At 66.9% G+C, this 14,485-nt stretch carries 12 protein-coding genes and 1 pseudogene; 8 read left to right on the top strand and 5 right to left on the bottom strand.

Going from position 1 to position 14,485, the window contains the following annotated elements; all coding sequences use genetic code 11:
- The first annotated feature begins 16 nt into the window (after window positions 1-16).
- From AB0M92_RS16550 to AB0M92_RS16530, 5 genes and pseudogenes are all read left to right on the top strand, one after another.
- Window positions 17-778, top strand: coding sequence for a hypothetical protein (locus tag AB0M92_RS16550; RefSeq protein ID WP_366102848.1), 762 nt, complete (start codon window positions 17-19; stop codon window positions 776-778).
- On the top strand, window positions 775-2,037 hold the full coding sequence (locus AB0M92_RS16545) for an AAA family ATPase (RefSeq protein ID WP_366102847.1): 1,263 nt from the start codon (window positions 775-777) through the stop codon (window positions 2,035-2,037). The genes AB0M92_RS16550 and AB0M92_RS16545 overlap by 4 nt, the downstream gene beginning before the upstream one ends.
- Window positions 2,034-3,950 (top strand): TniQ family protein, encoded by a 1,917-nt coding sequence (locus tag AB0M92_RS16540; RefSeq protein WP_366102846.1) that lies wholly within the window; start codon window positions 2,034-2,036, stop codon window positions 3,948-3,950. Before AB0M92_RS16545 ends, AB0M92_RS16540 begins: the two co-directional genes overlap by 4 nt.
- Window positions 3,947-4,402, top strand: a pseudogene (locus tag AB0M92_RS16535) (TniQ family protein); the annotation flags it as partial. The gene AB0M92_RS16540 and the pseudogene AB0M92_RS16535, both read left to right, overlap by 4 nt.
- A gap of 231 nt (window positions 4,403-4,633) precedes the next feature.
- Window positions 4,634-5,812, top strand: coding sequence for a hypothetical protein (locus tag AB0M92_RS16530; RefSeq protein WP_366102976.1), 1,179 nt, complete (start codon window positions 4,634-4,636; stop codon window positions 5,810-5,812).
- 1,162 nt (window positions 5,813-6,974) lie between these two features.
- Here AB0M92_RS16530 and AB0M92_RS16525 read toward each other — a convergent pair.
- The 4 genes from AB0M92_RS16525 to AB0M92_RS16510 all read right to left on the bottom strand — a co-directional run bounded on the left by AB0M92_RS16525 (window position 6,975) and on the right by AB0M92_RS16510 (window position 10,481).
- Window positions 6,975-7,463, bottom strand: a complete 489-nt coding sequence (locus AB0M92_RS16525) for a hypothetical protein (RefSeq protein WP_366102845.1) — start codon at window positions 7,461-7,463, stop codon at window positions 6,975-6,977.
- Between the two features lie 138 nt (window positions 7,464-7,601).
- The gene (locus tag AB0M92_RS16520) at window positions 7,602-8,051 is read right to left on the bottom strand and encodes a hypothetical protein (protein ID WP_366102844.1); all 450 of its coding nucleotides are present in this window, start codon (window positions 8,049-8,051) and stop codon (window positions 7,602-7,604) included.
- A 168-nt stretch (window positions 8,052-8,219) separates the two neighbouring features.
- On the bottom strand, window positions 8,220-9,923 hold the full coding sequence (gene sulP, locus AB0M92_RS16515; RefSeq protein ID WP_366102843.1) for a sulfate permease: 1,704 nt from the start codon (window positions 9,921-9,923) through the stop codon (window positions 8,220-8,222).
- An 87-nt stretch (window positions 9,924-10,010) separates the two neighbouring features.
- Window positions 10,011-10,481 (bottom strand): pyridoxamine 5'-phosphate oxidase family protein, encoded by a 471-nt coding sequence (locus tag AB0M92_RS16510; protein ID WP_366102842.1) that lies wholly within the window; start codon window positions 10,479-10,481, stop codon window positions 10,011-10,013.
- 276 nt (window positions 10,482-10,757) lie between these two features.
- On the opposite strand from AB0M92_RS16510, the gene AB0M92_RS16505 reads away from it, so the two are divergent.
- The 3 genes from AB0M92_RS16505 to AB0M92_RS16495 all read left to right on the top strand — a co-directional run bounded on the left by AB0M92_RS16505 (window position 10,758) and on the right by AB0M92_RS16495 (window position 12,674).
- The gene (locus tag AB0M92_RS16505) at window positions 10,758-11,222 is read left to right on the top strand and encodes a cyclic nucleotide-binding domain-containing protein (RefSeq protein WP_366102841.1); all 465 of its coding nucleotides are present in this window, start codon (window positions 10,758-10,760) and stop codon (window positions 11,220-11,222) included.
- Window positions 11,223-11,248: 26 nt separating this feature from the next.
- Complete coding sequence (locus tag AB0M92_RS16500; RefSeq protein WP_366102840.1) at window positions 11,249-11,887, top strand: CBS domain-containing protein; 639 nt, start codon at window positions 11,249-11,251, stop codon at window positions 11,885-11,887.
- Window positions 11,888-11,975: 88 nt separating this feature from the next.
- On the top strand, window positions 11,976-12,674 hold the full coding sequence (locus AB0M92_RS16495) for a response regulator transcription factor (protein WP_366102839.1): 699 nt from the start codon (window positions 11,976-11,978) through the stop codon (window positions 12,672-12,674).
- A 15-nt stretch (window positions 12,675-12,689) separates the two neighbouring features.
- Here AB0M92_RS16495 and AB0M92_RS16490 read toward each other — a convergent pair whose 3' ends face one another.
- Complete coding sequence (locus tag AB0M92_RS16490; protein WP_366102838.1) at window positions 12,690-14,420, bottom strand: GAF domain-containing protein; 1,731 nt, start codon at window positions 14,418-14,420, stop codon at window positions 12,690-12,692.
- Window positions 14,421-14,485 lie beyond the last annotated feature (65 nt).

Here is a 14,485-nt window from a genome sequence, read left to right as displayed (position 1 = left end):
CATGTAAGGCGGAGACGTGGCTCCTCAGACCCTGCTTCTCGATCGCGAGCCAGTCTGCGCACCGCGGGCAACCAACCCATGGTCGGACACATCGACACTGCATGATCTCGCGCGAGTGCACGACATTTCGGCTGATGCTTTCAGCCAGCTGGTCATGCGGTCGGATTGGACTGCCCGGTGGACGACGGCCTGGCGCTTTGGGAGGACGGCGACCGACTACGCCGTTGAGGACCTGTGCGAGGTCGACATGACCTCCAGCGTTCCCGTGCGCCGCTTCACTTGGCGAACCGATCAGTGGCATCGTCCGGGCCTTGGCTATCTGGTCAGCACTGGCCGCCACCATGGCTTCGAGAGCTTCGAGGAGGAACTCCTCCTTCTGGCAGCGGACTTCTCAGGATCCCTAGTGGAGGCTCTCGCCCAACCGTTCCGTCTGCGCTTCCAGAGCGTTAACGGGAGCATCGCGCACATCCCGGACTACCTTCTGCTCACCGACGGAACGCCGTGGCTGATCGACGTGCGGCCGGCGGAGCGGATCGAAGCCGAGGACGAGGTGAAGTTCGCCGCTGCGGCGGAGGTCGCCCTGGTGGCCGGGTGGAACTACTCAGTGGTTGCTGGTTGGCACGACCACGTAGTGGGCCTGATCGACACCCTCTCGGCCGGACGAAGGCCCATGAGCGACCCGTTGCGGGTGCAGGAGCAGCTGCTTCTAACGGCCGAGGACGGTCCACAGCCATTTGGGAACCTGGTGCAGCGCTGCAGCCTGGAAGGCCAGCCGTGAGCGAGCCCGTTAAGCCTCGCAGAGCTGCCGTCGCCTCGTTCCTGCCCGGTCCGCCGGTCGACCGGACCCGTGTGGAGGGCTGGCAGCGGTGGGTGCGTACCCGCGATCTCTTCGTGCCGGCACCCGTGCTCAGCATGGAGCAATACCTGCAGTTAACACCCCGTCGACGCCGCATTCACGACCTGCATCGGCTGGCCACCCACAGCAGCCTGCCCCTGCAGTCCACCCCGATGAGCGAGGCGGTGGACTGGCTGGTGAACGCACGGATCGAGGACGGCGCGTACAGCCACAAGGCCGGTATCCGGACCGGGGTCATGGTCAACGGCGGTGGCGCCCAGGGAAAGACGGAGACGGTCTGCGCGGCGCTGGCGGCATTCGAGGAAAACTGGCTGGAGGTGAACGAATACGTGAATCCGGAGGCCATGGCGGGCACCAGGGATTTGCTGGCGCCCGTCGTGTATGTACGTTGCCCTGTCCAGGCAACTCCTGTCTCCACCTGTCAGCGCATCCTCGACTTCTACGGCGAGGACTACAAGAACATGCGCCAAGCAGACCTGATCAGAACCGTGAACGCTGCCATCTATGCACACGCGACGAAAGCACTTGTGATCGACGACATCACACGCCTGAAGCTCCATCGCGAACGCGACCAGGATGTCTTGGACCTGCTGCTGGAAATTATGAGCATGTCCGTCACTCTCATCCTCGTAGGCGTGGGCATCCCCACCTCGGGGCTGTTACGGCGCGGCAGTTTCAATCCCGTCACCAAAGAATGGGTCATTCCCCCGGTCAACGATCGCGGACGCAGCCCCAATCCGTATGCTTCGACCCAGCATGAGCGTCGCTTCGAAATGATTGACCTGCAGCCGTTCAGTTACGACACGCCTGAGAAGATCGTCGCCTGGGTGAACCACTTGGCAGCCTTGGAAAGGAGCCTGCGCCTCCTCCACGACACTGAGGGTGTACTCACGTCAGGATCCATGCCGGAATATCTGTTCCAGCGCACCAACGGGGTGGTCGGTCTCCTGGAGAAGTTGGTGCAGCGCGGCTGCCGAGTCGCGATCGAGGAAGGCAGCGAGTGGCTGACCAAGGACCTGCTGAACCGCTGTGCTGTCAGTCCGACCGATCTTCCCGACCTGGATGCCGACTCCGGTGAGCAGCCGCTGATCCCACCGGTCAAGCCTTCGCCGAAGAAGAGACAGAGAAGCAGAAACACCGTCTACGACGACGCCGGGCCGACAGCGGAGTCCGCAGGATGACGCAACCGACCCCCCGTCCACTCGCACGCAGCCTCGATCCGCTGCCCGGCGAGTCCTTGGCCGGCTTTCTCCTGCGTCTCTCCTACCGAATGGGCGTCACTCCGCACCGCCTGGCGGTGCTGTGCGGTCTGACCTGTCGCAGCGACAGCATTCCCCAGGACCAGCTCCGCGGACTGAGCCCGGAAGCCGCCGGACAACTAGCCTCGGTCGCGCACCTGAGCATGCCGGAGGTTCAGGCGCTGACTCTCCAGGAACTCACCAAGACCTACCCACCGCTGGCCAAGCTCCGTACCGGCAGAGCGGACATCGGCTCCACGTCGCATATCAACTGGGCCACGAATCCCGACAGCCGCTACTGTCCTGCCTGCCTGCACGGGGACGGCAGTCCTGTCCAACGGGCGTTCGGTGGCGCCTGGCAACTTTGCTGGTACCTGCCCGTCACGTTCGCCTGCACCCAGCACTCGTGTCTTCTGGAAAGCGCCTGCCCGCACTGCGCACAGCCACTCAGCGGACGCATCCTCCGGCGATATAGCCTCGTCCGAATCCCCCATGTCTCCGGCCTCCACCCATCCCAGTGCCGCAACCCGGCTCCCGGACCACCACCCAAACCTCGGGCTCGCGCCACGCCATGCGGCGCACGGCTGGATGCCCGCGATGACGCCGCCACCCCGTTGCCACCACCGGACCTACAGCGGGTCCTCGGTCTCCAACACAACCTGAACCTAAGGCTGATGCCGGGCCGGCTGCAGGGTGCGGCCGAGGAAGAGGCACCGGAGACCTACTTCACCGACCTGATCACCACCGCACGCCTGATCACACTGAGCTGGCCCATGGGCGCCACATTCGTGCCCTCCACCACACTCATGGACCTCGTGGACGAATACGCCACGCCCTACGTTCATAACCCAGCCCAACGCGGAGTTCAGATCCAGCGGAGCGCACCCCGAAGTACTGCACAGACCTCGGCCCTGCTGCTCGCAGCCGCGACCGTCCTCGGCGATCGGGACCTCGTACCCCTACGCGAGCGCATCGAGCCGCTCACCCGGGAGGTACACCGCCGCTCGGCCTCCATTGGCAACAAGCTCCTGAAAGACAGCCATGCCTCGGCCACGTTGCTCCGTGCCACCGCACCCCGCATCTACGGGTTCCAGAAACGCTCCACGTCGCGGGTCTGCTCGCAGTCTTTCCATTTCCGCGCCTCCGAGATCCCTCCCCTCCTTCCTGAGGACTGGTTTGACACATACTTCAAGCCTCTGCTGCACCAGCTGCCCCCGATGACCACTATCCTGGAGCGCCATCTGCGGTGGGCCGCCTCATTCAGGCTGACCGAATTGATCTGCGGTGGTACCTGGCGAGCATGCGCGGAAACCCTCGGCATTCCTCGAAGCAGCGCCAGCCGGACCATGAACGTATTGGGGAAAGAACTGACGGACCCTGGCCTTTGGCTGGTATTCGAGAATGTGGTCGACGAGGTCGCGCACTACCTGAACGCACAGGACCGTCGCATCAACTACGCCCGCCGGCGCCTTTCAACGGCAGACTGGCGTCTTTCGCCCGAAATTTGGATGACATTGTGCGAGGGGATCCCCGGCCTCGAACAACGTCAGGCGACCGGGGACCCTCAAGTCGGCGAAGCCGTGATCTGGTGCGTGGTCAATGAGTCCAGCTACCTTCACAGCCCGGCGGTAACTCAACGCCGCTCCACTTCGCCCTCTCCGCATCGGCTGACCGAACAGGCCGGGCTATTCGCGAACAGGAAACAACGCAGGCCTTCCTACGTCGCTCTGCGCCAGCGGCTCGTGGCCTATGCCACACAGCTCGCCCGAGCCTGTGACGACGGGGCGGACTTGCGATTCGAAGTGCTGAGCCGGGTTACCCCGTGTGCCACACGCACGCTTGATCCTATCCGTTGACAACACGTCCGCTCGCGCGGGGCCTAGCTCCATTGCCGGAAGAGTCTCTGCCGGGTCTAATCCTGCGACTGGCCTACCGCCTGGATCGCTCACCTGCCAGAATCGCCACGCTGTGCGGTCTGAGCCACTTTCAGCATCGGCTTCCTGCCCAGTACCTCTTGACCTTGCCTTCAGAGGCTGCCAAGTCTCTTGAAGAAACCGCATCTTTACGCGACGGTGAGGCCGATTCACTCACCCTGTCAGCCATGGCAAACTCCTACGCACCGCTGGCTGCCCTGCGTCTGGACGACAGTCGCAATTTGAGCTCTGCTCGACGTACTTGGGCCCTCAGCCTGTCCAGCCGCTACTGTCCTATCTGCCTGACCGGGGACGGGAGTAATGTCCAGAACGCGTACGGCGGCCCGTGGAAACTGCGCTGGCATCTCCCGGTCTCCTTCGCATGCACTGCCCACCGTCGCCTTCTGGAGCAGGGGTGTCCGCAGTGCGGAGGTCGTCAGAACCTGCCCTCGAATACCGAGCGCCAAGGGCTCATCACACAGCGCGCGGTCACTGGCATACACCCCGCACAGTGCCGCCACCTCGTCTCCAGGCCTGCCGATACCGGCAGCCAGACACTAGTGTGTGGAGCACGTCTTGACCGGGTGGCTTGTGCGGGCACGAGACCGGACAGCGACCTCGACATTATGCTCGGACTGCAGGGTCGTATCGACCGATACCTAATGCCCAGGCAGTCACCAGCGACAAATGAAGAGTACTCGGCATCAGAGCAGTACTTCTTTCCCGACCTGATCGCTGCCGCTCAGCTGATCCGGCTCAGCTGGCCTGACAGCGCACGCTTCGCCGCCTCAACGGCCCTCGCCGACCGGATTGCCGAACACGTGGCCATTTGGACCACTCTCCGCGACAGGTGCGGACCGGGCAAGCGGGTTCGTGACGCGTGGGCCGCGCCCGAAGACCCGGCCGAGTGCGGAGCACTTCTGCTTGCTGCGGAAACCCTGCTCGGCGATCGGGGCCAAGACGGTACAGCCCTGCGCGAGCGGATCCAGCCCCTCGCCGACACGGCGTTCATGCGTAACGGGGCAAATATCGGGGCGGCCTTCCGGCGCATGGAAGTCTCCACAGATCTGGCAAAGGCCCTCGTCCGGAGATCCCTAGGCTTTAACCGCGCTGGCGGCCACCCCCACGCCGGACAACTCCTTCCGTCACGCAAGTGTCATTTCGGAATCGGGCATGTACCTGCCCTGTTGCCGGAGGCATGGCTCGGCGCGCACTTCACTGAGCTCGCATCCCAGAAGAACATCAAGAGTGTCTGGAATCTACGGCACCTACGCCGAGTTGCTTCGCTAAAGCTCGTCGAAATGGCCGGCGGCGGAACCTGGCCACAATGCGCCACGACCCTGGGAATTCCTCGAATCACCGCCGAGCGTAGTTTGACCGTAATCAAGCGAAGCCTGCTGCCCGGCGACCTCTGGCCGCTGCTCGACGTGGCGGTCGAGACTGTTGCCAAGGAATTGGACACGACCACGCTACGCGTTGACTTCGCCGCGCGCCGGCGAACGCTGAGCACTTGGCAGATCCCAGCGGATGATCTCGAAGCGCTGACTGCCGGCCTGGCCCACCTCGCCAAGGTGGATTCCCTCTTGATTCAGGCCGTTGTATCTGCGCTCGTGTGGGCTCGCGTCACCCAAGGGGACTACCTGCACAGCCCGACGGTCGAGGCACTTCGCCAAGCACAGCAAACCACCAGGCGACTGGTCGCCGCCATCGGACAGTTGCAGACCCCGAGCAACCGCAGAGGAGCCAGGCTCCGCTTCCTCCTGCGCATCAACGACTACGCTGATGGCCTCGTTCCGGGACCATAGGCGCCCCCGCTGCGACGCCGGCTTTGTTGAGAGTCCGCTCGAACTCGGGAGACTCGCGCTTCGTCGAGCGGCCACCAGGATTCCGGCCGCGCGGAGCACGGTGAACGCTCCCTCACCATCAACGGGATGTTGTACAAGCGCAGCGGCACCAGCGGTCGCGGCTACGCCACAGTCACCGGGGTCGGGGATGACCAGCTGACGTCCTGCATGTCCGAGGTGATCGACCACGACATTGCTACTCCCTTCCCGTGCAGTGCACGCAGCGCGTGCGGGAACGACACTGCCGGGAGCGCGCAGCAGCGGGCTAGTTGCTCGAGCTCGGCAACACCGGTCCTCGCTGTGGGCGGCACATGTGCCGCCAACACGAGTAGGAGCAGCTCTTCCGAGGCCGATGCGCCCAGGTGCCGTGCCTCTGCAGTCGTTCGCAACGCCCAGTCGGCGGCGCGAGCGCGGTCGGTCCGCCCTGGACTCTGCACGAGCGCCACGCCATCGAGTACTTGAGCCTCCACAGCAGAACTGCGCTTGGCTCCCGACCAGCATCCGGACCATCGCAGCCATCCCTCGAACTCAAGCTCCCGCCACAAACTCACACGGCTGTGCACACCCATCCCCCGCAAGAGACCTCCAGGGAGCCGCACTCCTCCCGCCCGCGAAGCACGTAGCGCAAATTGCACGGCCACCAGACGGGCATGCGCGCCCACAGCCGGATCCAACGCCGAGGCCAGGTAACTGAGTAGGTAGGCCACCCGCCGCCGCTGCGCGTCACCATGCCGGTACCCGGCCGGAACCGTGGCGCCGGGCCTGAGCGAGGGCCGGACCGCCAGAACGGTCGAAGGGATAACCGCGGCCTGTTCCGTCGCCCGAGCGCACGCCAGGCACGCCTCGGCCAGTGTCCAGCGGCGCCCGCCTTCACTTCTGACGAGGACGAGCTCGAGGGCTCCATGACACCCACGACGGCTGCGGTGCCAACGGCAACCCTGCTCGGAGCATCGGCAGACCCGCAGGTGCTGCGGCAGAGCCTCTCTCCGGGCATGCTCCGCCAGATGCCCGAAGGCCGCGGACCGCACGTCTCGACCGGCACTGTTCACGCTGCCGCAGCTGTGACAGCTGAGGACCGGCCCATAGTCGCCGGGCCGGATGGCCACGGACCACACCTGCTTCATCACACTTCTCCTCCTCCCAAACCCCGAACGCCGGCGCGCGCACCAGCAGAACGCTCCGCAGCAACGTCACGGCTGCGCGGATCCTGCCAAATAGGGCAGAGGTCTGCACTGACAGATGTGGGGGCGAAACCGTGCGATAGCCAGGTGACGATCTTTCCGCCGGACCCGAACCTTGAGGCCCTCCGCTTGGAGCTGTCTACGACGGCGATCGACTGTCCGCTTCCATCGATGCCTTGACGCACGCCCAGCACGACCTGCAGATCCGTCGTGAGGAACGATGCCTTGCCGTCGGCCTGTGGGACCAAGAGGCGCAACACCTCGACTGGCAATACACGGCCGTAGCGCAACGCGCCCAGGAAGCCCGGAAGGAGTTTCAGCGACGCCGTACGGAGGACCTCACCGCCGCCGGGGTCCTGCCCGGACTCCCGGCCACGGATGATCCGAGAGAGCAGGCGCTCCTCTGGCTCGCCCAACATCTCGAACCGCAATTTCGCCAGCTGTTCACCGAATACGCGGCGGCCGCCGGGTTGCCACCGGAAGCGTCAGCGGCCGTCCGGACCAGACGCGGCGCCATCGAGCGTGCCACGGCACGTGGTCTGATTCACGCTCCCCTCCATGGGGATGCCCTACACGTCCACAGCATGAGCGAGGGCGAGTTCCGGCTCCGCGTGCTTCACGATGCCAGTACGCAGGCCGACCGCGATGACGCCCTCTGTCATCCGCTCCTCCTGCACCGCTGGCGCCAGCATCTGAAGCAGCTCCAGACTGATGTGGCACCGGGTGCACTCAGCTCCTCTGCTCAAAACCTCGCTCCCCTGGCCTGGGAGGAGTTGCGCCCACAGTCGCTCCACGAGGTGAGAGAACTGATGGGCCGACGGCGCCTCCTCGGGAACCTGCTCCAGCGGTACGGGGAGAACCGGCGCCTTCGGTATGCCGTACACGATGCCATCAGCATCGCCGAGCATGCTCATCCCGAAAAGCCGCTCCTTATGGCAGCGGCGCGCGACGCCCGCGAGGAGCTCGGCCGTCGGCACCCCGATCTCTATAAACTCATCCGGAATCTCCTCGAACCACATCTGACGCGGTACGGACGACTGCGGCTACGGGGCGCTCAAGACAGACAGCAAGTGCGTGGACAAGTCATGCTGGCGCTCCTGGAATCATAAAGGGCCGCAGCGCCTCCGAGGCAGGTCCGATGCTGATCCTCCCGTGCTCAGCGTCCGCCTACTCGGTCGCGGTCATGCTCAGAGGGCTGGAGGGCGGCCTGTGGCGCGTTGCCAGTCCCGGTAAGCGGCAACGGCTGTGGGAAGCGTGGGGAAGATGCGCTCCGGGCCGACCTTTGCTGTCAGGCCATAGACGTCGAGGGGGTGGCGCAGGTCCTGCTTGACGCGGGCGAGGGCGAACACGATCTCCTGTTGAGCGAGTTCGGAGCGCAGGGCCTCGACAGCGTCGAGGGCCGTGATGTCGACCTCGACGTTCGCTTCGGTGTTCAGGACGAACCAGTGCACCGGTTCGTCCTGAACCGTCACCGATGCCATGGCCCGGCGGCGGAAGTCCTCGGCGTTGGCGAAGAACAACGGGGAGTCGTAGCGGTAGATGAGGAGACCGGGAATGGTGCGCGCGGTCGGGTAGTCGTCGATGTCGTGCATGCCGGCCAGTCCGGGCACCATGCCTTCGACCGCATCGTGGGGGCGGGCGACTCTCATGAGCAGTTCGGCGACGGAGAGCGCCACGGCAAGGAGCACGCCGTACAGGATGCCGAAGGCAAGGACGCCCAGACCGCAGCCGAGCGCGAGCAGGAACTCACGGCGTCGGAAGGCCGCCAGCCTGCGGAACTCGCCCACCTCGATCAGGCGTACGGCGGCGTAGACGACGATGGCGCCGAGGGCGGCGGACGGGGTGTGGGCCAGCAGTGGGCCCAGGAAGAGCAGTACGGCGGCCACGCATACGGCGCCGACGAGGGAGTACGCCTGGGTGCGGGCGCCGGCGGAGTCGGCGAGAGCGGTGCGGCTGGCGCTGCTGCTGACAGGGAAGCCGTGCAGGACGCCGGCGCCGAGGTTGGACACGCCGAGCGCCAGTAGTTCTCGGTTGGCGGCCAAGGGGTGCGGATCGTCGTGCCGGGCGAAGGCGCGCGCGGTCAAGACGACGTCCGAATATCCGACGAGGAGCACTCCGACTGCCGGTAGGACCAAGTCGGCGTAGTCGGACGGATCGGGCAGGGCGAAGCCCGGGAGGCCGGTCGGGACTGCTCCGATGACGTTGATTCCGTGGTTTTCGTCGAGGGCGAAGCCCGCCACCGCTGCCGTGGCGAGCGCCAGCACGACGAGAGGCCCGGGCAGCGGTCGGCACAGGAGGGGCAGAGCGAACAGAAGGGCGAGGCATCCGCCGGCGAGCAGGGCGGTGGGCCAGTGCACGTCACCGAGGTGGTGGAGGAACGAGAACAGCTGGGGAAAGAAGTGCGATCCGCTGCTGGTGGTTCCGGTCAGGCGGGGAAGCTGGTCCACGATCATGATCAGGGCGACGCCGGCCAGGTAGCCGACGAGCACCGGGCGGGAGAGGAGATCCGCGAGGAAGCCCAGCCTCACGGCCCAGGCGACGAGGCTGAGCAGGCCGACCACGACGGCCAGGGCCGCCGAGAGCAGCGCGTAGCGCGCGGGGTCGCCGGCCGCCAGCGGGCCCACGGCCACGGCGGTCATGAGGGCGGTGGTTGATTCCGGTCCTACGGACAGCAGACGGGAGGACCCGCTGAGGGCGTAGAGGACCATGGCGGGGAGGGCGGCCCAGAGCCCGGCGACCGGCGGGAGGCCGGCAACGCCGGCGTAGGCCATGACCTGTGGCACGAGATATGCGGCGACCGTGATGCCGGCCAGTACGTCACCCCGGAGCCAGGAGAAGCGGTAGCCGTGGAAAGCAGGTGGGACCGCCACGGTCCATCCGCGCTTCGGCATGGCACCTCCGGAATTCCTGCGGGTGTGTGCCGCACCATCGTGACGTGCGGAGGGCGGTGTGGAGGCGAAGCGCGCGTGCGGGCGACGTTACGGGCTGCCCTCGCGCAAGCGGAAGCCCGTGATCAGGTCGGGGCGAATCCGGATCGCGCGCGATGCGCTGCCCACGGCCCAGGGCTCCAGGAGGCGCGCGTAACGTTCGATCTCGTCCGCGTCGGTGACAGCGGTGGCGTAGCCGGTGGCGACCACGCTCCAGCCCAGATGTTCACCCGGGTCGATGTCGTCGGCCTCGTAGGCAACGACCACGCCCGCACCCTGCTGGGTCGCGAGCAGCGCCGCCAGCGTCGATCCGTCCTGGACGCGGACGATGATGTCGCCAGCGTCGAGGACGTGGTTCACCGGGCGTACCGCCGGCAGTGCGTGACGGGTGAAGACGATCCTGCCCAGTTCGGCGGTGCCGAGCAGCTGCAGCGCCTCGTCAGTCCCGAGCTCTTCCATCTTTCGTCCCGGCACGCTGTCGGCAGGCGAAGCGGTGGTCGCACCGGCCGGGTGGCTCTTCATCGTGGTCGCCCTTCGTCGAGCGAGCAGGCGGGATCCGGATCGACGGCATGGCACGGGAGGTGAACACCCCGCTCACCATGCCGTGCCCGTTCCCGCATGTCGCGCGCCTGCCGGTCGGCCAGGGGTGAAGGCGTGAACGGACCGTCTGCTGCAAGGTTCTCCGCGCACTCCGATCTCGGACAGGGGCCGATCGGCCCCTGGACGGGACCACAGGGCCCATGCTCGGGACCGGTGGGAAGACCAAGACTGAAGACGGACTCGAACAGGAGGCCGTCCATGAGCACCCCTTCACCCACCCGTATCTCCGAGGCACTGCCCGCAGACTGCCGTTCCCGCCTGATGGAACTGGCCCGAGAGGTCAACTTCGCAGAAGGGACCCATCTCTTCCGCGAGGGCGGCCACGCCGACCGCTTCTGGATCGTCCGCTCCGGCACCGTGACCTTGGACGTCCATGTGCCAGGGCGGCGCGCCGCGGTCATCGAGAGCCTCGGCGCCGGCCAGCTGGTCGGCTGCTCGTGGCTCTTCAAGCCCTATTCCTGGCGCCTGGGCGCCGAAGCGATGACGCCCGTCCGCGCGTACGAGTTCGACGCGCAGCGCGTGCGGGCACTGATGGACGCCGACCCTGCCTTCGGTTCTGCCTTGGGCCACTGGGTCGGGCAGGTCCTTGCCAACCGGCTGCAGGCCGCCCGTGTGCGCCTTCTCGATCTGTACGCGCCCTACGGCAGCGGCAGCTTCCTCTGATCGTCCGTACGCCGAAGGAGCCGGTCATGCCCGCATCCCGCTACACCGTCAGTGATGTCATGACGCACACCGCCGTCGCCATCGGCCGCGAAGCTTCCTACAAGGAGATCGTCGAGCTGATGCACCAATGGGAGGTCAGCGCGGTCCCCGTCCTGGAAGGCGAGGGGCGCGTCGTCGGAGTCGTCTCGGAAGCGGATCTGCTGCCGAAGGAGGAGTTCCGGCGTACGGACCCCACCCTGCCTGATCAGTTGGAGGAAGCGTCGAAGGCCGGAGGGGTGCTGGCCGAGGAGCTGATGTCGAGCCCGGCGATCACCGTGCACCCCGACGCGCCTGTCGCCGAAGCTGCCAGGATCATGGCGCGCAAGCACGTCAAGCGCCTCCCCGTGGTGAACGCGCTCGGCATGCTGGAGGGCGTGGTCAGTCGCAGTGACCTGCTGAAGGTGTTTCTGCGGCCCGACGAGGAGCTCGCGGAGGAGATCCGCCAGAGCGTCCTCAGCGAGCTGGCACCCGGCGTGAACGCGGATTTCGGCGTCCAGGACGGCGTGGTCACCCTGCGCGGCCCGCTGCGGGACCGGGCCCTGGTGCCCCTGCTCGCACGGGCGATCCGCGCGGTCGAAGGTGTCGTGGACGTCCGGATGGAGCTGGACGGCGCCGTGGCCGCATAGTGCCGCCTCACGATTACGGGGTGTTTTGTGCGCCTTCCTGAGACAATTCGATGGGAAATGCGTCATTGGCACTGCACCAGGGGCGATCATGTCCGACGATCCGAATGCCTCCGCCGGAGCTCCGATCAGGGTGTTTCTCCTCGACGACCACGAGGTGGTCCGGCGCGGACTGCGGGACCTCCTTGACGCCGAACCGGACATCACCGTCGTGGGCGAGGCGGGCACGGCCGAGCAGGCACTGGCTCGCGGGCCTGCGCTGCGCCCGGACGTGGCCGTGCTCGACGTGCGGCTTCCCGACAGTGATGGCATCACCGTCTGCCGCGAGCTGCGCTCGCGCATGCCCGGCCTGGCCTGTCTGATGCTGACGTCCTTTGATGACGAGGACGCACTGCTGGACGCGATCATGGCGGGCGCCGCCGGGTACGTGCTGAAGCAGATCAAGGGCTCCGACCTGGTCTCCGCCGTACGGACGGTGGCGACCGGGCAGTCCATGCTCGACCCGGCCACCACCGCGCGCCTGATGAACTCCCTGCGGGATCCTGCGGTGGCGAAGGAACCGCAGGACGCCCGACTGGCGGCTCTCTCCGAACGCGAGCGGGCCGTCCTGGAACTCATCGGAGACGGCCTCACCAACCGGCAGATCGCCAAGCAGCTCTACCTGTCCGAGAAGACGGTCAAGAACCACATCTCACGGCTGCTGGGGAAGCTCGGCGTGGAGCGGAGGGTCCAGGCGGCCGTGATCGCCGCCCAGGTGCACGAGGACGGCACCGGGACGGCGAAGCAGTAGTGACGCCGGAGTCGGTCACTGCGGTGGTGGAACCAGGGGCACCTGCCACTCCAGGCGAGTGCCTCTCTTTCCGTCATCCCGCGCTGCGGCCTTCATCCGGCCGTTCAGTCTCTCCGCGCGTTCTGCGAGGTTTCGCAGTCCACTGCGCCTACCGCTGTCGGGCAGGCCGACACCGTCGTCGGTCACGGTGACGGTCAGGTTTCCGGCCGATGCGACGATCGAGACCTCCGCCTGCGTGGCCTCGGCATGGCGGGCGACGTTGGTGAGTGCCTCCCCCACCACGGCGAGGGCCTCGTCCGCGACCGCCGACGGTACGTCTGTGTCGATCAGGCCCTCCATTCGCAGGGCCGGGGCGAATCCGAGAGCTGCTGCGGCTTCGTCCATCGCTGTGACCAGCCGGGATCGCAGCTTGGACGTCTGCCCGGGGGTCTCGTGCTCACGGAGTCCGAAGATGGTGGAACGGATGATCTTGATGGTGGCGTCCAGGTCGTCCACGGCGCGCGCCAGGCGTTCGGACGCCTGGGGGTGGTCGACGAAGCGCTGGGCGCTCTGGAGGGTCATGCCAGTGGCGAAGAGCCGCTGGATGGCGAGGTCGTGGAGGTCGCGGGCGATGCGGTCGTGGTCTTCCAGCAGGCTCATCTGCTCGGCGTCGCGGCGCCGGTCGGCCAGCTCCAGTGCGAGGGCGGCCTGGCCGGCGAACCCCGGCAGCGCGGCGATCTCCGATCCGGCGAAGCCGGGGCGGCCGTGCCGGCGGGCGAGCATCAGGACGCCGCTGAGCTTTTCCTTCGTGCCGACGGTGACCGCCACGGCCGGGCCGAAGCCGGTCCACCTCTCGGGCTGGACGGTGACACGCTCATCGGCCGCCACGTCGGGGACCGCGATGAGTCCGTCGCGGGCCAGCGCGGCTTCGGCGAGGGTGCCCCGGGTGCTGGGCAGGACGATCCCGCGGTGCGCTTCCGCTCCCTCCCCCAGGGCAAGGGAGCCCCGCAGTTCACCAGCGGAGCCGAGCAGGTAGAAGACACCCATGTCCGCGCCGGTGATGTCCTTGGCCCGGTCCAGCATGCCCTCGAGGACCTCCTCCTCCGGCGCTCCGGAGAGCAGGGCGCTGGTGATGTCCGAGCTGGCCTCCAGCCAGCGCTCGCGCAGGCGTACCTCCGCGAACAGACGGGCGTTCTCGATGGCGATGCCGGCCGCGACGGCGAGGGTGGACAGGACCGCTTCGTCCTCGGCGTCGAATTCTGCTCCGCCGCGTTTCTCGGTCAGATAGAGGTTGCCGAAGACCTCCTCGCGGACCCGGATCGGGACACCGAGGAAGGAGTGCATCGGCGGGTGGTGCTCCGGGAATCCGTACGAGGCGGGATGCTCGGACAGCTCCGACAGCCGCAGTGGTTCGGGGTGGCGAATCAGCTCACCGAGGATGCCGTGGCCCGACGGCAGGTCCCCGATCCGTGCCCGGAGGCCGTCGCTGATGCCGACGGGCAGGAACTCGTCCAGCTTCTTGCCGTCCCCGATGACGCCTAGGGCCCCGTATTCGGCGTCCACGAGTACGACCGCCGCCTCGACGATGCCGCGCAGGACATGCGGCAGGTCGAGTTCCCGACCCACCGACATGACGGCCTCCAGGAGGCCGTTCAGCCTGTCCCGGGTACCCCTGACCTCGTCGATGCGTACCTGGAGCTCGTCGAGCAGCTCGTCGAGCCGCAGCCGCGGGACACCACTTCGGGCAGGCGGGTCACCAGCGCTCACGCCCCACCTCCGTACGGCAGCAATGATGAGAGGGCCAGCGCTTCCACGGTATCTCCGGCCGGAGG

This window comes from Streptomyces sp. NPDC051582 (assembly GCF_040681715.1).
Taxonomy (GTDB): Bacteria; Actinomycetota; Actinomycetes; order Streptomycetales; family Streptomycetaceae; genus Streptomyces.
The sequence above is the reverse complement of the archived record's forward strand: the minus strand, read 5'-3'. Positions and strand labels throughout refer to the sequence as shown.

Excerpts from the sequence above, each read along its gene's own strand:
- AB0M92_RS16520 (WP_366102844.1), bottom strand. The coding sequence starts at position 8,051 with ATGTGGTTCGAGGAGATTCCGGATGAGTTTATAGAGATCGGGGTGCCG.
- AB0M92_RS16505 (WP_366102841.1), top strand. The coding sequence starts at position 10,758 with ATGAGCACCCCTTCACCCACCCGTATCTCCGAGGCACTGCCCGCAGAC.
- AB0M92_RS16500 (WP_366102840.1), top strand. The coding sequence starts at position 11,249 with ATGCCCGCATCCCGCTACACCGTCAGTGATGTCATGACGCACACCGCC.
- AB0M92_RS16510 (WP_366102842.1), bottom strand. The coding sequence starts at position 10,481 with ATGAAGAGCCACCCGGCCGGTGCGACCACCGCTTCGCCTGCCGACAGC.
- sulP (WP_366102843.1), bottom strand. The coding sequence starts at position 9,923 with ATGCCGAAGCGCGGATGGACCGTGGCGGTCCCACCTGCTTTCCACGGC.
- AB0M92_RS16540 (WP_366102846.1), top strand. The coding sequence starts at position 2,034 with ATGACGCAACCGACCCCCCGTCCACTCGCACGCAGCCTCGATCCGCTG.
- AB0M92_RS16530 (WP_366102976.1), top strand. The coding sequence starts at position 4,634 with ATGCTCGGACTGCAGGGTCGTATCGACCGATACCTAATGCCCAGGCAG.
- AB0M92_RS16495 (WP_366102839.1), top strand. The coding sequence starts at position 11,976 with ATGTCCGACGATCCGAATGCCTCCGCCGGAGCTCCGATCAGGGTGTTT.